Source organism: Streptomyces sp. NPDC021356 (assembly GCF_040641015.1).
In the GTDB taxonomy this organism is placed as follows: domain Bacteria; phylum Actinomycetota; class Actinomycetes; order Streptomycetales; family Streptomycetaceae; genus Streptomyces.
The window spans coordinates 16,005-34,456 of sequence record NZ_JBFACU010000040.1; the positions used below are offsets into that span (position 1 = coordinate 16,005).

Annotated in this window: 14 protein-coding genes; 9 read left to right on the plus strand and 5 right to left on the minus strand. The window is 69.5% G+C overall.

Annotated features, from left to right (window positions below; all coding sequences use genetic code 11):
• Nucleotides 1-209: 209 nt before the first annotated feature.
• Nucleotides 210-1,679, minus strand: coding sequence for a type VII secretion integral membrane protein EccD (gene eccD / locus AB0G56_RS35710; RefSeq protein ID WP_360978313.1), 1,470 nt, complete (start codon nucleotides 1,677-1,679; stop codon nucleotides 210-212).
• A 163-nt stretch (nucleotides 1,680-1,842) separates the two neighbouring features.
• Here eccD and eccCa point away from each other — a divergent pair, with 163 nt between their 5' ends.
• The 7 genes from eccCa (at nucleotide 1,843) to AB0G56_RS35745 (ending at nucleotide 12,178) form a co-directional block, all read left to right on the plus strand.
• Nucleotides 1,843-5,799: a type VII secretion protein EccCa gene (eccCa, locus tag AB0G56_RS35715; protein ID WP_360978316.1), complete on the plus strand. Its 3,957-nt coding sequence runs from the start codon at nucleotides 1,843-1,845 to the stop codon at nucleotides 5,797-5,799.
• 69 nt (nucleotides 5,800-5,868) lie between these two features.
• Entirely contained in the window at nucleotides 5,869-6,381 is a 513-nt protein-coding gene (locus AB0G56_RS35720; RefSeq protein ID WP_360978319.1) for a hypothetical protein, read from the plus strand.
• A complete protein-coding gene (locus AB0G56_RS35725; RefSeq protein WP_360978322.1) occupies nucleotides 6,381-7,934 on the plus strand; it encodes a hypothetical protein in 1,554 nt (517 codons plus the stop codon). Before AB0G56_RS35720 ends, AB0G56_RS35725 begins: the two co-directional genes overlap by 1 nt.
• A 159-nt stretch (nucleotides 7,935-8,093) precedes the next feature.
• A complete protein-coding gene (mycP, locus tag AB0G56_RS35730; protein WP_360978325.1) occupies nucleotides 8,094-9,332 on the plus strand; it encodes a type VII secretion-associated serine protease mycosin in 1,239 nt (412 codons plus the stop codon).
• Between the two features lie 58 nt (nucleotides 9,333-9,390).
• The gene (locus AB0G56_RS35735) at nucleotides 9,391-9,831 is read left to right on the plus strand and encodes a hypothetical protein (protein WP_360978328.1); all 441 of its coding nucleotides are present in this window, start codon (nucleotides 9,391-9,393) and stop codon (nucleotides 9,829-9,831) included.
• Between the two features lie 2 nt (nucleotides 9,832-9,833).
• Nucleotides 9,834-11,615: an alpha/beta hydrolase gene (locus AB0G56_RS35740; protein WP_360978331.1), complete on the plus strand. Its 1,782-nt coding sequence runs from the start codon at nucleotides 9,834-9,836 to the stop codon at nucleotides 11,613-11,615.
• 89 nt (nucleotides 11,616-11,704) lie between these two features.
• On the plus strand, nucleotides 11,705-12,178 hold the full coding sequence (locus AB0G56_RS35745) for a hypothetical protein (RefSeq protein ID WP_360978334.1): 474 nt from the start codon (nucleotides 11,705-11,707) through the stop codon (nucleotides 12,176-12,178).
• 88 nt (nucleotides 12,179-12,266) lie between these two features.
• Here the strand turns inward: AB0G56_RS35745 and AB0G56_RS35750 are convergent, their stop codons facing one another.
• The 4 genes from AB0G56_RS35750 to eccB all read right to left on the minus strand — a co-directional run bounded on the left by AB0G56_RS35750 (nucleotide 12,267) and on the right by eccB (nucleotide 16,026).
• Complete coding sequence (locus AB0G56_RS35750; RefSeq protein WP_360978337.1) at nucleotides 12,267-12,581, minus strand: WXG100 family type VII secretion target; 315 nt, start codon at nucleotides 12,579-12,581, stop codon at nucleotides 12,267-12,269.
• A gap of 32 nt (nucleotides 12,582-12,613) precedes the next feature.
• Nucleotides 12,614-12,946: a WXG100 family type VII secretion target gene (locus AB0G56_RS35755; RefSeq protein ID WP_360978340.1), complete on the minus strand. Its 333-nt coding sequence runs from the start codon at nucleotides 12,944-12,946 to the stop codon at nucleotides 12,614-12,616.
• 272 nt (nucleotides 12,947-13,218) lie between these two features.
• On the minus strand, nucleotides 13,219-14,439 hold the full coding sequence (mycP, locus tag AB0G56_RS35760) for a type VII secretion-associated serine protease mycosin (protein WP_360978343.1): 1,221 nt from the start codon (nucleotides 14,437-14,439) through the stop codon (nucleotides 13,219-13,221).
• A gap of 60 nt (nucleotides 14,440-14,499) precedes the next feature.
• Entirely contained in the window at nucleotides 14,500-16,026 is a 1,527-nt protein-coding gene (gene eccB, locus AB0G56_RS35765) for a type VII secretion protein EccB (protein WP_360978346.1), read from the minus strand.
• A gap of 186 nt (nucleotides 16,027-16,212) precedes the next feature.
• On the opposite strand from eccB, the gene eccE reads away from it, so the two are divergent.
• Nucleotides 16,213-17,550 (plus strand): type VII secretion protein EccE, encoded by a 1,338-nt coding sequence (gene eccE, locus AB0G56_RS35770; RefSeq protein WP_360978349.1) that lies wholly within the window; start codon nucleotides 16,213-16,215, stop codon nucleotides 17,548-17,550.
• Nucleotides 17,551-17,627: 77 nt separating this feature from the next.
• Complete coding sequence (locus AB0G56_RS35775; RefSeq protein ID WP_360978415.1) at nucleotides 17,628-18,338, plus strand: hypothetical protein; 711 nt, start codon at nucleotides 17,628-17,630, stop codon at nucleotides 18,336-18,338.
• Nucleotides 18,339-18,452: the final 114 nt, after the last annotated feature.

Here is an 18,452-nt window from a genome sequence, read left to right on the forward strand (position 1 = left end):
ACGGGGCAACGGGCAACGGGCAACGGGCAACGGGCAACGGGCAACGGGCAACGGGCAACGGGCAACGGGCAACGGGCAACGGGCAACGGGCAACGGGCAACGGGCAGACGAACAGCCGGTCACGGCATCCGGCCGGCCCGCCTGGCGTCCCATGGCCACGGACGGAGGCGGCCGGCAGCCGGTCCCCCGGTCCCCCGGTCCCCCGGTCGTCAGCCGGTCATGGAGCGTACGGTCGTGTACACGTCGAAGACGGCGAGGGTCAGCGGCACGAGTGCCAGCAGGACGAAACCCTCGGCGATCTCCATGAAACGGCCCCAGAAGGGACTGAGCCCGCTGCGCGGCACGATGAGGCCGACGGCGGTGACCAGCACCGCTCCCGCGGCGACGGCGGCCGTGAGCCAGACGGTACGCAGGTCCAGGGCCCCGCGGTCGCCGTGGTACAGGAAGTCGGCCAAAGCCGTGCTCGGCGGGTTCAGGGCGAGGCCGAGCAGCAGCAGCGCGACGGCCGCGAGGCCGGCGACCAGGACGCACGACACCTGGGAGGTGTAGCGGAACAGACGCGCGCGGAACAGCATGGCCAGGCCCGAGGCGAGGGCGAGGAGCTGCGCCCAGACGTCGTGGGAGAAGCCGAGGACGGCCGCCGAGCCGACGACCACGGCGGCCGTGCCACCGACCAGTCCCAGCAGCATCTCGTGACCGCGCCGAGCCTGGGCGGCGATGCGCTCGGCGTCGAGTGGGTCGGCGTCCCGGCCGTCGGCGGGCTCGGGGTCGAAGTCGTCCTGGGCGGCCGAGCGCGGGGAGGCGTAGCCGATGGGCAGCCGCGCGAAGCGGCTGGAGAGGCCGGGCAGGAAGGCGACCAGACCGATCACGACGGTGGCGCACGCGGCGGCGGTCTCGGTGGCCGAGGCGTCGGCCAGGACGGCCGCGAAAGCGGCCAGGGTGCCGGTCAGTGCCGCGAACGCCGCGGCCACGAAGGGCGCGTCCCCTCCGGGGGTCAGGGCCACCAGCGCGACGGCCGCGACCAGGACGGCGACGCAGCCCAGCATGAACTGGAGCTTGCCCGGCCCTTGTCCGGCGTCGGGCCCGACGATTCCGGTGCCCGCGATCATCAGCAGCGGCAGGGCGCCGAGGCCCACGGAGGCCGCGGCGGCCCGGTCCCCGTACACCCGCGCGCGTATGCCCGCGAAGGCCGTCAGCAGCACGCCGAGGCCGCCCGCGACGACCCCGGGCAGCCCGTGCATGTCGTGGCGGGCGGGGTCGGCGCACCACAGGACGAATCCGCACAGCAGCAACAGCAGCGCCCCGCCCGCCAGCCCCGCGCCCCGCAGCAGGTCGTCGCCCCACAGGTGCCGGTCGCGTACGACGGCGGAGGCGACGGCGTCCGAGACGTCGTCGTAGACCGCGGGCGGGAGGGACTCCGCGAAGGGCCTGAGGCCGAGCACCTCTCCGTCGAGCACCCGCTCGTCCGCCAGGGTTCGGGCGCTGTCGAGGACACGACCGTCGCGGCGCACCAGGTGGTACCCGGTCGGCGTGCCGACGGGCTGCGTCTGGCCGGTCAGGCGCAGGATCTCCGGGTAGACGTCGGCGACGGCGATGTCCACCGGGAGCGCCACGTCGATCCGGCTGTCGGGTGCCACGACAGTGACTCTGCAGAACCCCGTCGCCGCGGTCGTACTCACCTTCACTGACCCCCTGTTCGCGGATGCGTACGCTGCGTGCGTCACCCTACCGGCAGGGGGTGCCGGCGCCGGCAAGTAGGATCGCCGCCAAAGCGGGAGACGACCGTCGCCACGGGGGTGCCGGCGGGCAACCGTTCGTCCGTACAGGGGGATTGATGCTCCGGTGAGCCAGATCGTCATCAAGCGCCCGCCCCGCACGCTACCGCCCGAAGTGCCCTCCGACGAGCTGCAATTGGAGACTCCTCCCGAGCTTCCGCGCGGGCAGCAGGAGGGCATGCTGATGCAGGTCCTGCCGACCCTCGGCATGGGCTCGTCCGTGGTGTTCTACTTCGCCTCGCCGAACGCCCACCCCTTCATGCGGATCATGGGCGTCGTGATGCTCGTGTCCACCGCCGCGATGGTGGTCTCGCAGATCGTCCGGCACCGCCGCGGTACGCAAGGGCAAATGGCCGATGTGCGCCGTGACTACCTCCGTTACCTGGCGCAGACGCGTCGTACGGTCCGCAGGACGGCACTGCGTCAACGTGACGCCCAGTTGTACCTCCACCCCGCGCCCGAGCAGCTGTGGTCGGTGGTCGCCGAGGGCAGCCGGGTGTGGGAACGGCGGGTCGGGGACGACGACTTCGGGCAGGTGCGGATCGGCCTGGGCCCGCAGCAGCTGGCCACTCCCCTGGTGGCGCCGCAGACCGCGCCCGTGGACGAACTGGAGCCGCTGTGCGCCGGCGCGATGCAGCGCTTCCTGGCGGTGCACGGCCAGCTGGAGGCACTGCCCGTGGCGCTGTCGCTGCGCGCCTTCTACCACGTGACCGTCTCCGGCACGGCCGAGCGCGCCCAGGCCGCGGCCCGTGCGCTGGTGGCCCAGGCGGTCACCCTGCACTCCCCCGACGACCTGATCGTGGCCGTGGTGACGTCTCCGGGCGCCCTCGCCCGCTGGGACTGGACCAAGTGGCTGCCGCACTGCCAGTCGCCGGGCCAGTTCGACGGGGCGGGCACCCGCCGCCTGTTCAGCGACGACCTGGGAGAACTGGAGCAGTTGCTGGCGGGCGCCCTGGAAAACCGCCCCCGCTTCAGCCGGGACGGCCGGCCGCTGCTGGACCAGCCGCACGTCCTGGTGGTGCTGGACGGTGGCATGGTCCCTCCCACCTCGGCGTTCGCCGCCGTGGAAGGCCTCCAGGGAGTGACGGTCGTCGAGGTCGTCTCCGGTGACCTCGACCAGCCCCGCGGCGACCTCTCGGTGGTCGTACGGCCGGAGCGGCTGTGGCTCGACTCCGGGGGCGGTGTCGCCTACGAAGGTGTGCCCGACGGGCTGTCGCTGCCTGCCGCCGAGGCGCTGGCCCGGCAGCTCGCCCCCTTGCGCGTGGGTGGCGGGGACGACGACGAACCACTGCTGGCCAACCTGGACTTCACCGAGCTGCTGGGGCTGGGCGACGCGGCCTCCGTGGACGTGACGCGCACGTGGCGGCCCCGCTCCATGCCGGAGCGGCTGCGCGTGCCCATCGGTGTGGGAGAGGACGGCCAGCCGGTCATGCTGGACCTCAAGGAGGCGGCGCAGGAGGGCATGGGCCCGCACGGCCTGTGTGTCGGCGCCACCGGTTCCGGCAAGTCGGAGCTGCTGCGCACCCTGGTGCTGGGCCTCGCGGTCACGCACTCCTCGGAGACGCTCAACTTCGTCCTCGCCGACTTCAAGGGCGGCGCGACCTTCGCCGGCATGTCGCAGATGCCGCACGTCGCCGCCGTGATCACCAACCTCGCGGACGACCTCACCCTGGTCGACCGCATGGGGGACGCGATCCGGGGCGAACTGCAGCGCCGCCAGGAGCTGCTGCGCTCGGCCGGCAACCACGCCAGCATCCACGACTACGAGAAGGCGCGCGCCGCCGGTGCGCCGCTGGAGCCGCTGGCCTCGCTGGTCCTCGTGATCGACGAGTTCAGCGAACTGCTGACGGCCAAGCCCGACTTCATCGACATGTTCATCCAGATCGGCCGCATCGGACGCTCGCTGGGTGTGCACCTGCTGCTCGCCTCGCAACGGCTGGAGGAGGGCCGGCTGCGCGGTCTGGACACCTACCTCTCGTACCGGATCGGCCTCAGGACGTTCTCCGCCGCCGAGTCCCGTACGGCCCTTGGGGTGCCGGACGCCTACCACCTGCCGTCCGTCCCCGGTTCCGGCTACCTGAAGTTCGGCACGGTCGAGATGGTCCGCTTCAAGGCGGCATACGTGTCGGGAACGTACCGGGCGGGCGGCCCGGAGGTCACGCAGGACAGCCGGCCCGTCGCGCGCCGCCCGGCACTGTTCACGGCGGCGGCCGTTCCCGTCGCTCCGGTGGCTCCCGGGCCGGGCGGGGCGCCTACTGCCCGTCCCGACGACGACGCGCTGGCCGACACGGTGCTGGACGTCGTCGTGCAGCGGCTGGAGGGCCAGGGTGTGCCCGCCCACCAGGTGTGGCTGCCCCCGCTGGACCGTGCGCCGACGCTGGACCAACTGCTGCCCACGCTTTCCGTGTCGGCGGAACGCGGCCTCCAGGCTCCGCAGTACACGCGTCCGGGCGGCCTCACCGTTCCGCTCGGGCTGATCGACAAGCCGTTCGAGCAGAAGCGTGAGGTGCTGTACCGGGACTTCTCCGGGGCGGCCGGCCACATGATGGTCGTGGGCGGTCCGCAGTCCGGGAAGTCGACGGTCCTGCGGACCCTGGTGACCTCCTTCGCGCTCACGCACACCCCGTACGAAGTGCAGTTCTACTGCCTGGACTTCGGCGGTGGCGGCCTGGTGGCGCTGACGGACCTGCCCCACGTGGGCGGGGTGGCCTCCCGCCTGGACCCCGAGCGGGTCCGGCGTACGGTCGCGGAGGTGGCAGGCATCCTCAACCGGCGCGAGCAGTTCTTCCGGGCCAACGGCATCGACTCGATCACCACCTACCGCAGGCGACGCGCTGCGGGCGACCTGCCCGGTGAGGCCTGGGGCGACGTCTTCCTGGTCATCGACGGCTGGGGCAACTTCAAGACCGATTACGAGGGCCTGGAAGGCGTCGTCAACGACATCGCCGGCCGGGGCCTCGGCTACGGCGTGCACGTCGTCGTCACGGCGTCGCGCTACATGGAGGTACGAGCTGCGCTCAAGGACCAGATCCTGGGCCGGCTCGAACTGCGCCTGGGCGACCCCATGGATTCCGAGTTCGACCGCAAAGTGGCCGCGAACGTGCCCGCGGGCGTGCCGGGCCGCGGCCAGGTCGCGCAGAAGCTGCACTTCATGACGGCTCTGCCACGCATCGACGCGTCACCTTCCTCCGACGACCTGTCGGACGCGACGGCGCAGCTCGTCCGGTCCGTGCAGGCCGGCTGGCAGGGCCCGTCGGCCCCCACGGTCCGCCTCCTGCCCCGCAAGCTCCCCGCCGACCAGTTGCCCAAGGGCTTCGAGTTCCCGCAGCACGGCATCGCGATCGGCATCGACGAGGCGAACCTGGAACCGGTCTTCGTCGACCTCGACACGGACCCGTTCTTCCTGGTGTTCGGCGAGAGCGAGTCCGGCAAGACGAATCTGCTGCGGCTGATCGCGCAGCGGATCAGCGAGCGCTACACGCCCGACGAGGCCCGTATCGTCGTCGGCGACTACCGGCGCACCATGCTGGAGGCGGTGCCCGAGAGCCACCTGCTCGAATACGCGCCCATGGCGTCGGCGATGCAGGTCCACATGGACGCCATCCGGCAGTTCATGGAGATGCGGGAGCCGAAGCCGGACATCACCCCGCAGCAGCTGCGCGACCGCAGCTGGTGGAGCGGGCCACAACTGTTCGTCATCGTCGACGACTACGAACTGGTGGCCGCCAACTCCGGTAATCCGCTGGCCCAGTTGGTGGACCACCTGCCCTTCGCGCGCGACGTGGGCGTCAAGTTCGTCATCGCGCGCAACGCGGCCGGCGCCTCACGGGCCATGTACGAACCTTTCATGCAGCGGGTGAAGGAGCTGGGCGCGCAGGGTCTGGTTCTGTCCGGCGACCCCGGGGAGGGTGACATCCTCGGCAATGTCCGGGCTCGGCCGATGCCGCCGGGTCGTGGCGCGTTCGTGTCCCGCAAGCGCGGGACGTCGCTCGTGCAGGTGGGGCAGCTCCCGCAACGCCACTAGAGTGACAGATCAAGTTTTTCGCTCCGTCCACACTTCGGAGCGTACGGGGAGAACGGGGAGGCGGCTGAGGTGAGTTCGAACGGGGGAGGCGGCCCGGACGGAGCGCACCGCGCACCGGACACCGGCAAGTCCTTCGACAGCCTGGCGGGCGTGAACCCGCAGATGGCGCTGGACATCCAGCACAGCGCCATGAAGAAGTTCAAGCAGCGCGTCGACGCCTTGCTCGCGGAGCTGGACAAGTCGGAGGCCGCCCCGGGAAAGGTCGGCCAGGACCGCCTGACCCGCACCCAGCTGGGCTCCTCCGACTTCAAGGAAGCACAGTTCCTCTACGACTCCTACGCCATCGTCCACGACGAGTTGGAGAACCTCTCGAAGGCGCTGAGCGCCCAGATCGAGGGGATGGGCCTTGCGGTGCACGCGTCGCGAGTGGGTTACGCGAACCTCGACGAGGACATCAAGGCACGGATGAAGGCCGTCAACGCGGAGGCGGAGAGGTATTACGTGGTGGGGCGGGATCCGTACGTCCAGCAACCAGATCAGTCGACGGCGTCCGGCTCCGACGAGACAAAGGGGCAGTGGTGATGGGCGAGGAACAGAAGCCACGGGAGCCCCGACTCGCCCGCACGGACTTCGAGTCCATGACGCACGAGCAACTAGCCACAATGCTCAACTCGGCGAGTACGGCCGGAGCGTCCCACCTCGCGGTCAAGCTCTCCAAGGCGGCGTCGACGATCTCCAAGATCGGCTCCGACCTCATGGATCACGTCAAGGGCCTGGAATGGCAGGGCGAAGGCGGTGACGCGTTCCGCGACTGGGGCGGTCAGACGGCGAGCTCCACCCTGCGGCTGGGCCAGTACGCCGAGGTCGCGTCCCGCTGGATGGACACCGTGTCGCAGGCCATCGCCGAGGCGAAGGCCGCCATGCCCGACACCTCGGAGACGACGAAGGCAAAAGCGGCCCTCGCCAATGCCCACAAGACGATCGAGGCAACGCAACAACCCGGGGCCCACAACGATCCCGACGCACGCAAAGCCGCTCAGACGGCCCAGACCGACGCCACGGCCGCGCAACATCGCATCGAGGCAGCCCGAGGCGAGGCGATCCAGCAGATGCGGAAGCTGGCGCAGACGTATGAGTTCTCAGCACAACAGGTGAACAGCGTGCCACCGCCTACGTTTTCGCCGCCGGCGGGGCGAACAGGTCGGGACGACTGGTGGTACGACGACGGTAAAGGCCGGTTGCCCGAAGGCAGCCACTCCGCGAGCGGCAGTGCACCGGGAGCAGGTGTACACCGATACACGGGTGGCACGAGGACCTCTGCGGGAGCAGTCCCTGCGTCCCACACCGTCCATGGGCAGACCACCACACCCACGACCGGTCCGCACGTACAAGTCCCACACACACATCCGGCGCAGCCGACGTCCCTGGACCTGGACGGCCTAGAGACGCTACCGAGGCATCAGACACCGGGCACCACTGGTCCGGCCCACCCGCAGACAGGTGTTCCCCGCGTCGAGGTACCGGCGACTGCACAACACGTCGTTGCCCCGCCGCCGCTCAACGAGAGTGGACGCGTTCGTCTTCCGAAGTCATCGTCGCAGGTGGCGCTTCCTTCCAAGCCACCTCAGTCGGCCCGTTCCTCGGGTCTCGCCACCGGCCGGGTCCCCGCGCCGCCCCGGGAGGCGGGCATCGTCGGTGGCCGCCCTGTCCCCTCCGGGCCCGGCCGCCCTCAGAGCGGCGTCACCCGCGGCACGATCATCGGCAACAACAACGTCCAGGGCCGGACAGGCACGGCACGTGGAGTCACCACAGGCAGTCCCGGTGCTGTCGGCTCGCCGAGGGGTGCCGTTGGTGGGCGCCGTCTGGCACCGGAGACCGGTGGGGGCACCGGCAACCGGACGGTGCAGCAGAACCGCAGCGGGGGACGCCCCTTCACTCCGGGCGGATCGGGTCTTCTGCGCTCCTCATCGGGGGGCGAAACGAAGCCTGGTTCTGTGAACGGACGTACGAGGGCGGCATCGAATACGGCCAAGCCGACGGGCTCGCGCAAGGACCAGCGTCCCGACTACCTCGTCGAGGACGAGGAGACCTGGGTACGTGGCGGCCGTCCTCCCCTCCCACCCGTCGTCAGCTGACTCAAGGCCACTTGCTCACCAGGAAGGCACATGCGTAACAGCCTCATGCGAAGGCCACGCTGGTCGGCGGCGGCGGCTCTGGGCGCGCTACTCGTCGCCCTCACCACTACTCCGGCTCACGCGGAGTCCGTACGCTCACGCCAGTGGCATCTGGACTCCATGCACGCGCAGGACATGTGGAAGACCAGTACTGGACGCGGCATCACCGTGGCCCTCATCGACTCGGGTGTCGACGGCTCTCTCATCGATCTCAGAGGCCAGGTTCTGGACGGCAAGGATTTTTCAGGCCAGCAGGGAGACGAGCATACGGACATTTCCGGGCACGGCACCGACATGGCCGCGCTCATCGCGGCCACGGGTGCCCGTGGGTCCCTGAACGGGTCATACGGTCTGGCTCCGGGAGCGAAGATTCTCCCGATTCGTATGCGATACGCCACCGAGAGTTCCGAACAGCTCGACAACAAAGCCGAGTTCTCCCGCGTACTCAGCAAGGCCGTCCGCTACGCCGCGGACAGCGATGCCCAGATCATCAACATGTCTCTGGGTGCCTCCAATTCGCCAGGTACGCAGAATGTAGGAACGCCTGAACTGGCGTCGGCAGTAAAGTACGCTCTTTCCAAAGGAAAGCTGCTGTTCGCCGCTGTGGGAAACAGCGGCGACAAGTCCAATCTTACTGAGTATCCGGCCGCCACGCCCGGTGTGGTCGGCGTGGGTGCGGCGGACGAGAAGGCGAAGACCGCTTCGTTCTCCCAATCGGGCCCACAGGTCGACCTGGTGGCTCCGGGCGTGCATATGGTTCATGCCTGTATCGGCGGTAGTCAGATCTGCTGGACACGAGGAACAAGCGACGCCAGCGCAATCGCTTCCGCGTCCGCCGCCCTCATCTGGTCCAAGCATCCCGACTGGACCAACAACCAGGTCCTCCGTGTCATGCTGAACACCGCCAGCAAGCCTGCGGGCGGCGAGAAGCACAGCGACTTCGTCGGCTACGGCGGTGTCCGTCCACGCGTGGCTCTGGCCGACCCCGGGGCCCCCGGCCCCCCAGACGAGTACCCGCTCCCTGACCTCGCCGCATCCGCCTCTCCGTCTCCCACCGCCTCGCAGCCGACGCAGCCCGCGGCTGCGGAGCGGGATCAGGGCAGCCCCGCGGCCGCGGCCTCCCACGCCACCGGTGAGGGCGACACGGCTCTGTGGCTTGGGCTCGGCATCGCGGCTGCTGTGCTGGTCGGAGTCGTCGTCACGATGCTGACGCGCCGGGCCCGACGCCGCCCGACCGGCATGGCGACGCCGCCTGCCGTGCCTGCGGCGCCTCCGTACCCTCCCTTCACGGCCCAAACCCCGCCCCATCCACCGCAAGCCCCGTATCCACCGCCCGGCGGCCCCGGGCAGTCGGTGTGAGCCCACTGCTGTAAAGCACCAGTCCTGTCGAGAGTCAGTCACTCAACAAGGAGGTCCCGTGTCTTTCGAAGACCAGTGGGCAGTTGTGCGCGCTCAGGCGTTGACCGGGGCAGACGCGTCCGAAAACTCCCAGATGTCGCTGGCTTCCACGGGTTCGGGTGGAAGCAAACAAGGAAAATTGGTTTACGTGGAGTATCCGTGGACCGATGGAGCCAGGATTCTCGCCGAGTTGTACACCACTACGAACACATCGGTGACACAGGTGACGGAGGAGCAGGGCAGGGGTTCGGAAGGAACCGCGGGGCTCGCCTCCGCTCTGGCCATGGATGCGGTCAGGAGCAGTTGGCAACACCGGCTCAAGGCCGTTCGTGACGAATGCGAAAAACTGGAGCAGCCCATGCGGCAGGCGGCCAAGGATCACGGGGAGAACAGCGCACGGATCAAGGCTGCCATCGCGGCTGAGCGCATGGCGGCCAAGCCGTTCGAGAAGGGCCAGTAGTCGTGATCAGTCTCGACCAGCTTCGGAACCTCAAGTTGTCCGAGCTCACCGAAGAGGCCCGCAGTTGGTCCGCCATCAGCAATCGCTCCTACGCGTCCCGGGACAGAGTCAGCGATGAGATAGCGCCCGGCCTCTCCACGACGCAGCTGGGCGACGCCTCTTTCTGGGCCATCGTCGGGCTCGGTCGCCTCAGCAACAATTATCAGTACATTTACACCGAGTGCGGTTTGATCGCCGCTGCACTCACCGGGCTGGCGGAAGAATTGGCGCCACTTCAACGCAACCTGCTAAATGCCTTGCAGGATGCGAAGCAGGCCGGGTTCGAGGTGTATGACGACGGATCCGTGCGCTACCCGGAGACGGGCTCGGGTGACACGCAGGTACAGGGCGGTACAGCAGCAGGCAACAGTGACTTTATCGGCCAGGCCCTGGGAAATGCCGCCGCAATGACGAGCAGGAATCGAAACGCTGTCGCGGCCCAGGAAATCGCGGATACGATCGCAAGCGCGTTGTCACAGGCCACCGAGATCGATGAACAGTACGCGAATGCCATCCGTGGCCTCAAGGCAGCCGAAGGGCTGGACGTCACAGAATCGACGTGGGCCGATGTCAGCGGCGACACGGCCGCCGTGCACGGTGCGGCTGACGATGTACTGAAGGACAACATCCCAACCGATCAGTCACCGGCTGAACGCAAGGATTGGTGGAACGGCCTCAGCAAGGAGGAGCAGACGGAGTATCTGGCTGTCTACCCTGATGTCATCGGGAACCTCGACGGCATCCCGGCCGTGTCCCGGGACGAGGCCAACCGCCTGTACCTTCCGCAACTCATGGGCAAGCTCGAGTCCCAGGGGGACGAGGCGTCCATGACCAAGTTGGACGGCCTGCGTGGGATCGACGAACAGCTGAGGGCCGGCAGCGAACCCCCCGTGCTGCTCCTTGGCGTCGGCGAACAAGGCAACGGCCGAGCGATCGTGTCCTTCGGAGATCCCGACACCTCGAAGAACGTATCAGCTTATGTTCCGGGGCTGGGGACTAAACTCGACGGCGGCTTCGCGGACGGCACGGTGAAGCGAGCCAGAGATACGGCGGTCGGCGCACGGGAGATCGATCCCTCCAGTGCCTCGATCGTGTGGCTCGGTTATGACGCACCGCAGGGCGTGGATGTCGCGGGCACTGGTGACGCGGAAAGAGGCGCTCCCGCATACCAGACCTTCATGAGCGGTCTTGCCACAACCAATGAGAACGCCGATCTGCATCTCACCGCCATCGGGCATTCCTACGGTTCGCTAACCGTGGGCACGGCGAGCCAGCAGCCAGGCGGCATGCCGGATGTGGATGACTACGTCCTGCTGGGAAGTCCGGGAGTGGGCGTGGACCACGCCGAAGACCTGGGCGTGGGCAAGCAGCATGTCTTCGTCGGAGCGGCGGAGAACGACCTCGTGAGCAAGGCTCCTTCCAAGGGGTCGGTGGCCGGCGGAGTCATCGGCGGCGCCAGCGGGTTCGCCCTGGGAGGACCGGCCGGCGCCGTGGTCGGCGCCGGGGTGGGCGCGGATCTGGGCGATCTGGGTGATGACGACAACTGGTTCGGCAAGGACCCAGCCAGTGACGAGTTCGGAGCGACGCGCTTCCGGACCGAGGATGGCCCGAACGCTTTCACTCACTGGACATTCGAGGCGCATTCCAACTACTTCAACCCTGAAAAGGATCAGATGTCTGCCGACAGTATCGCCAACATCGTCGCAGGGAACCCGGGCGGCATCACTCCGGAGGCACGTCGATGAAAGCACGTCTAGGCCTGATCACGATCCTTGTGGCGTTGACCGCCGGGTGCAGCATGTTTGGTGAGAAAGAGGGAGGTGAGACTGTTTCCATGGACATGCAGGAAGCAGCCGATCGAGCCGACAGCATTCTGTACGACACCATGAGCCATATCACTCCGGAAGTCATTTGGGTGCACGGGATCTCCACCGACCTGACCTGCTCGGTATCGAGAAGAGTGTCCGTGACGACGGTCATCTCTGCAGAGCGGAGAGGCAGCTTCCTGGGCGTCGTGGAACGCTATTGGAAGACCGCTGGGTTCACCCATCGCGGTTCGAACAGCAGCAAGACCACTCCCGCCACCTATTTCAGGACTCCGGATGATTTCCAGGTCCGAGTACTGTTCAGCAAGCAAGGACAGGCGCAATTCGAAGTGACGACTCCGTGCGTGGAAAAGTCCGCGGTAGCACCACCGAAGCAACGGGAAGGTGCACCTGCGTACGACGGCTCGCAACCTCCCGCACCGAGTGAGCATTCCGACTTCTGGTCTGCCAGCACTCCGGTTCCCGGAACAACATCCCGTTGAGGGAGAGCAGGGGGCGGAAAGCGACGAGGAGGGAGGCAGCGCTACACGCGCTGTCTCCCTCCTCGCGTTTCGCAAGGGGGCGGGGTGGTCAGCCGCCCATCAGCATCCGAAAACGTGCCGCGTTGCCTTTGTCCGTGTCGTGGTAGCCGATGACAGAGTCGTCGAGGAGACGGGCGATGCGGCCCAACTTCTGGCACATCTGGGCCATCTGCTCGTTGCTGTCCCGCTGGATCTCACCGTAGGCCGTCTTGGCCTCGCCCTCCCAGGTCTCGGCCACGGCCTTGACCCGGCGCATGAGGTCCTCGAGTTGGTCTGCGAGGCTCTTGGCAGTGCTGCGTACGTCATTGGCGGCTTGGGTGACCGTGTCGTAATTGACCGCGGTACGGTCGGCGCTGAAGCTCATGTTGCTGTCTCCCTCAGAATTCGGCGCGAAATTCAGGCAAGGTCCGTGATGCGGCTGGTGACCTGGTAGGAGTTGTCCACCTTCCGGATCTCGGCGATGCGCTCCTGCTCCTGGTCGGTGAAGCCGCCGACGCTCGCCCGCATCGCCTCTTCGAGGTCGACCAGGTCGTCCTGAAGCTTCCGAAGGTGCTGGTTGACACCCTGCTGAACGGTGTCGAACTCCTTGCCCGCAGCGCCCTGCCAGCCGGCCTGGATCATGTCGACGACCCGGTTGAGCGAGGTCACGCGCTCGCTCACCTGGCCGTGGAAGTCGCGGATGTCGTTCGCGAGCTTGGTTAGATCGTGTGCACTGTGTGCAAGGCTCATGCCTGCTTGCCCTCCTCGAATTGCGACGGTGACCTTCACCACCGCCGTGGGTCCGTCCGGACGCCGGTCCGAACCTTCCTGGCGGGCAAGACCTGCTGCGCTCCACGCACCGCGTGACCGCAGCGTCGCGCCGCCCCCGTGCCGTACCGCGCATGGACACGCGCGTGGTACGCGGAGCCACTTTAGTCACTCGGCGTTGCCCTTCCAACTGCAAAGGGCGGCACGGTAGTTCTGTCAGCCACCCTTCGTGCCCTCTCGGCACACAGCCGCCCTCAGCCCCGGAGTCTGCCCCGGTCATGCCGACGCCGGCGCAGGTCGCGTAGGGCGACGGCTGTGCCGGTGATGACCGCGAGCAGTACGACGGTGAGGCCCAGGGCGTACGTGGCGTAGCGTTCGTCGCGCTCCCTGGGGGTCTCCGCGAGGGAGAACGGGGCCACGTCGGGGAGCGGGGCCTTGGCCGGGCCGCGGTCGGGGGCCGGGGAGGAGGGCGGGTCGGCGATGTCCGACTCCTGGACGGCGCGGACGGGGTCGACGATGCCCCAGCCGACGAAGTTGTCGTGGCCGTTGGTGGAGCGTTCTGCCGTCTGTTCGATCTGGGTGACGATCTGGGCGCTGGTCCAGTGCGGGTGCTTCTCCTTGAGGAGCGCCGCCACTCCGGCTACGAACGGGGCGGAGAAGCTCGTGCCGTTGTCGGCGCACTGGCCGCCGGCGGGGACGGTCGAGACGATGTCGACGCCCGGGGCCGCGACGCCCACGAAGGTACCGGCCTGGGAGAAGGACGCCCGCTCGTTGTTGCGGTCGGAGGAGGCCACGGCGAGGACGCCGGCGAAGGCGGCGGGGTAGGTGTTCTTGGCGGTGCCGTCCAGGCCGTCGTTGCCCGCGGAGGCGACCACGACGACGTTCCGGTCGATCGCCTTGCGCACGGCGCGGGCGAGGGCGGACGTGCCGGAGAGGGGCTTGGTGGTGTCCTGGGAGATGTTGATGACGTCGGCGCCCCGGTCGACGGCGTACGTGATGGCCGCGGCCATGGTGTCCGAGTCGCCGCTGTTCTCGGCGTCGTTCTGGCGGATGGGGATGATGGTGGCGTTCGGTGCCAGGCCGACGAAACCCGTGCCCTTGCGGGGGCGGGCCGCGATGATCCCCGCCACCTTGGTGCCGTGCCCCACCTGGTCGTTCGTCGGGTCGCCGCCCTTGCCCCCGGTGAGGTAGTCACGGCCGGCCGCCTTGTCGACGGCGGGCGCGAGCTGGGGATTCTTGTCGTCGACGCCGGTGTCGATGACGGCCACGCGCACCCCTTTGCCCTTGCCCGTGCCCTGCCACAGCTGGTCGAGCAGCACGCGCTGCAACGACCAGGGGGCGCCGGCGATCGGTTCGGCGGGGAAGGTGCATTCGCCGCTGCCGTCGAGCCGGAGGGCGGGAGCGGGCCGCGCAGTGCCCGAGCCGGTCAGGACCACGGCTGCTGCGATCAGTACGGACGCCTTCATCGGCAGCACTCGCGTGGTGCTCCTTGTCGGGCTTTTCGTCATGTCCATATGTCCATGGAAGGAGGCGGGTCACGAACCCTGGGGCTGACGTGCGCTGTTGGTGTCCAGGCGGGGGCCCTTCGCCAGCAGCTCCGACCAGGCGGCGGGGACCTTGGCGGGCCGCACGTTCTGGTAGCCGAGTTTGACCTGCGCCTCGCTGGGCTCGGGAGTGCCGTCCGGGCTCTTCTTCTTGCCGTCGGCGCCGATGTCCGACTTGCGGCTGTCACTGTCGCCGTTGGCCTGGACGGCGTACCGGAGGCCGGTGTCCGTGATCAGGAAGAGCGCTCCCGCGGCGGTCTCGGTGCCCTGGCTCTGGGTGTAGAGCAGACCGGTGCCCGGGGTGACGTACGTGCTGGTGCCGTCGGCGGTGGTCTCGGCCGGATAGTCGGTGGCCGCCCAGGTGCTGAGCGAGGTCGTGTTGTCGTCGCCGACGCGGCGCAGCACGCTGCACACGGTGTCGCGACCCGACGCGGCGGTGACGTCGTTGACCTGCCGGGCCCGCTGCCGCGGCCAGTGGGCGGCCTGCCCGGCGAAGGGGGCGGGGTCGGCGGTGAAGTCCTGCACGCCCACTGTGCGGGCCTTGCCGTTCATGTTCAGCGGGCCCGTCTGGGGCGAGGAGATGAGCAGCCAGGCGGTGAACTCGCTGATGGGCTGCACCTTCCCGGGCAGGACGACGTAGTACTTGGTGCCTTCGCCGGTCTCGGTCCTGAGGACCATGCCGACCCTGTTCTCCCCGGCCGAGAGCAGTCCCGGCACGTGCGCCGGCGAGCCGATGCCGTCAGGCAACCGCGGGAAGGCGACGGGGTCGCCCTGGTGGAGGGTGGCCAGCCATTCCTTGGTGACGAGTTGTGGCTTGCGGGTGCCGACGAGAGCGGTCGTCAGTGTGTCGGTCTCGGCTCCGGTGACGGCGTACGCCGTTCCTCGGGCGTCGACCAGGTGACGCTCGCCGGTTCGGGTCCTGACGTAGAGCACGTCACCGGCGGTGAGGCGGTGGGCGTCGTCCGTCCTGCGCTCGTCGCGCCGGGCCAGCACGAAGGTCGCCTGCTGGGTGGTCTCGCCCTTGCCGCCGGGCTGTTCGCACACGGCCCAGCGTTTGGCCCTGCCCGCCTCGTCGGACGACGGCAGCCGGTCGGGCGCGTAGGGGATGCCGAGGATGGGACCGCGCAGCGGCTTGCCCGAGTCCAGGATCTTGTCGCTGACTTGGATGACCTGGTAGTCCGCGTCGTTCATCAGAAGGCGTGCGGAGGCGAGGTTCAGCACCGGGTGGAGCCGGGTCGTCCCGTCCGTCTTGAGGACGACGTACCGGGTGGTCGACTGCTTGCCGACGATGACCCGGGTGCCGGGCTTGTCCCAGCCGGCCGGCGCGGTGGGCTGGAACATGCCCCAGGCGCCGAACACGGCCATGGCCACCGCGCCCGCGACCAGGCTGGGCACGACGGCCCGCAGCGGCTTGGGGGCGCCCTCTTCGGACCCGGACGGCGACGGCTGGAGGAAGGCGGCGAGCGTGCGCCTCTTCGCGAACGTATAGGCGTTGAGTTCGTCCCGCCGTGATGCCATGACTGCCTGTGTCTCCCCGTTGTCCCCACCCGCGGGTACCCGTCCCGCCCGGCGATGTCAGACCGGCCCCCTACTATGCATGGTGTCGGCGAGGACCGGTGGCGGGGGTAGGGTACCGGGGCCTTCCGGAGGTCCAAGTGCGCTGCGTGACGCAGTGAGTTATGAGCAAAACGGGGAGATGCAGTGATGGCTTCCGGTACGCGGTCGCGACCGCGTGGCCGACCGCGGGCCGACGACTCCCGGGCGCCCGGCCCGGGTTCCGCCGGCGGCGCACCCGATCGGCCGGCCCGTGCGCAGTCGGCGGGCACGCTGCAGCCGCGCGCACGGCGGACACAGGGCGGCCCGTTCCGGCTGCAACGGCTCGTGCTGTGGGAACTGGCGGCGGCGGTCCTGGTCGTCGGGTGGGCGGCCGGCCCGGTGGGGCTGGTTCCCGCGGTGGTCGTGGCGGTGTTCCTGGTGCTGTCGGCGGTGGTGCGCCGCAGAGGCCGTTCGCTGCCCGAATGGCTGGCCACCGCACACGCGTTGAAGACGCGGCAGCGACGGGCCGCCGCCACACCGGTTCCGCCCGGTACGGAGCCGGCACTGGTCCCTGCCGTGGAGTGCGAGCCCAGCCTGCGGACGTACACGTGCGGGGTGCGGGACAGGCGCCTCGTCGGAATCGTCGGGGACGGCACGTTCGTGACCGCGGTGATCCAGGTGGAGGCCGACGCGAGCGCACTGCGCGCCGAGCGGACCCGGCAGCCGCTGCCGTTGGCTCTGGTACGGGACGCCCTGGAGGTGGACGGCATCCGGCTGGAGTCGGCGCAGATCGTGCAGCACACCCAGCCGGCCCCCGCGCTGCATCTGCCGCGGCAGTCGGTGGCGGTGGCCAACTACCGGCCGCTCCAGGAACAGACGGGCGCCCCGGCGGTGCGGATCACCTGGATCGCGCTCAAGCTGGATCCCGAGCTGTGCGCGGAAGCCGTGGCCGCGCGCGGCGGCGGACTGGCCGGAGCCCAGAAGTGCGTGGTGCGCGCCGCGGACCACCTCGCCAGCCGGCTGACCGGGGCGGGGTTCCGGGCGACCGTGCTCGACGAGGAGGAACTGATCGCCGCGCTCGCCACCTCGGCCTGCGCGAATCCGCTGGTGACGGCCGAGTCCGGGCGCACGGAGGCACGCGAGCGGCGGACACAGGAGTCGGGGCGCAGTTGGCGGTGCGACAACCGCAGGCACACGACGTACTGGATCCGGCGCTGGCCTCAACTCGGCGGGGAGCGCGGCGCGTCGCTGCCCCAGTTCCTCGCCCGGGTCACGGCGATACCCGCCCTCGCCACCACCTTCAGCCTCACCCTCGCGCGCGGCGAGCGGCAGGAGGTCTCGTTGTGCGGGCATCTGCGGGTGACCGGCCGCAGCGACGACGAACTGGTCGCGGCCCGGCACGCGCTGGAGGGTGCGGCGCGGCAGGCCGGCGCCGGACTCAGCAGACTCGACCGGGAGCAACTGCCCGGCATGCTGGCCACGTTCCCTCTGGGAGGTGCGCGGTGACATTCCCCGCGACAGCGCGGCCGGAGGCCGACGCCCAGACGGCCCCGGACGGCGCCGGACCGTCCACCGCCCGCTCGGTGGGCGAGCGACTGCGGCACGGCTTCGGACTGTTCGGCCCCCGGCACGGGCGTCACGCCGTGCCCGCGCAGCAACTGGACGCCCTCGCCCTGCCCATCGGGGACGACGGCGTGGTCGCCGGGGTGGACACGGAGGGGCAGCCGGCCGTCCTGGGCATCAACCGGCCCACGCCCTACGACGTCGTGCTCATCGGCGGCCTGTGGACGGCGCAGGTGCTCGCGCTGCGCACCGCGGCGACGGGGGCGCGGGTCGCCGTGGAGACCGGCCGGCCGCAGGCATGGATGCAGATGGTCCACGCCATGGGCGGTGGGCAGAACGGGCTCGCCGTGTACGAGGTGGGCCGTGTGCCGCCCCAGGGCGCCTCGGCCGGAACGCCGGTGCTGGTGGTGCGGGACTGTGGCATGCGTCCGCCGCGCGGACGGGTGGGGTCCGGCCCGTGGCAGTCGGTGCTCACGCTGCTGCCGTACCTCAGCCCGGTCGCCCCCCGGCTGCTGCGGCAGGCGCGGCTCGCGGGGGTCCAGCGCGTCTCGCCGGACGAGGCGTCGGAGCTGGGGCGCACCATGGGACTGACCCGCACCGAGCGGGAATCCCTGCCGACGCTGCCCGACGGCGTCACACTCTGGTGCGCCGACCATGACCGGCAGTACGTGATGACCCAGCCCACCGATGCCGAGATCGGATTGTTGGGTACGCCACGCCGGATGGACTGAACTGTCCTTCCCTGACCCTTTTGTTCGCCGTTGGTGCGGTGGGGTCGTTCCTGGCTCCGCCGCTTCCTGGGCGCGTTGCGGCCGTGTGGGCGTGCGCCGGGGGACGGGCGGGCC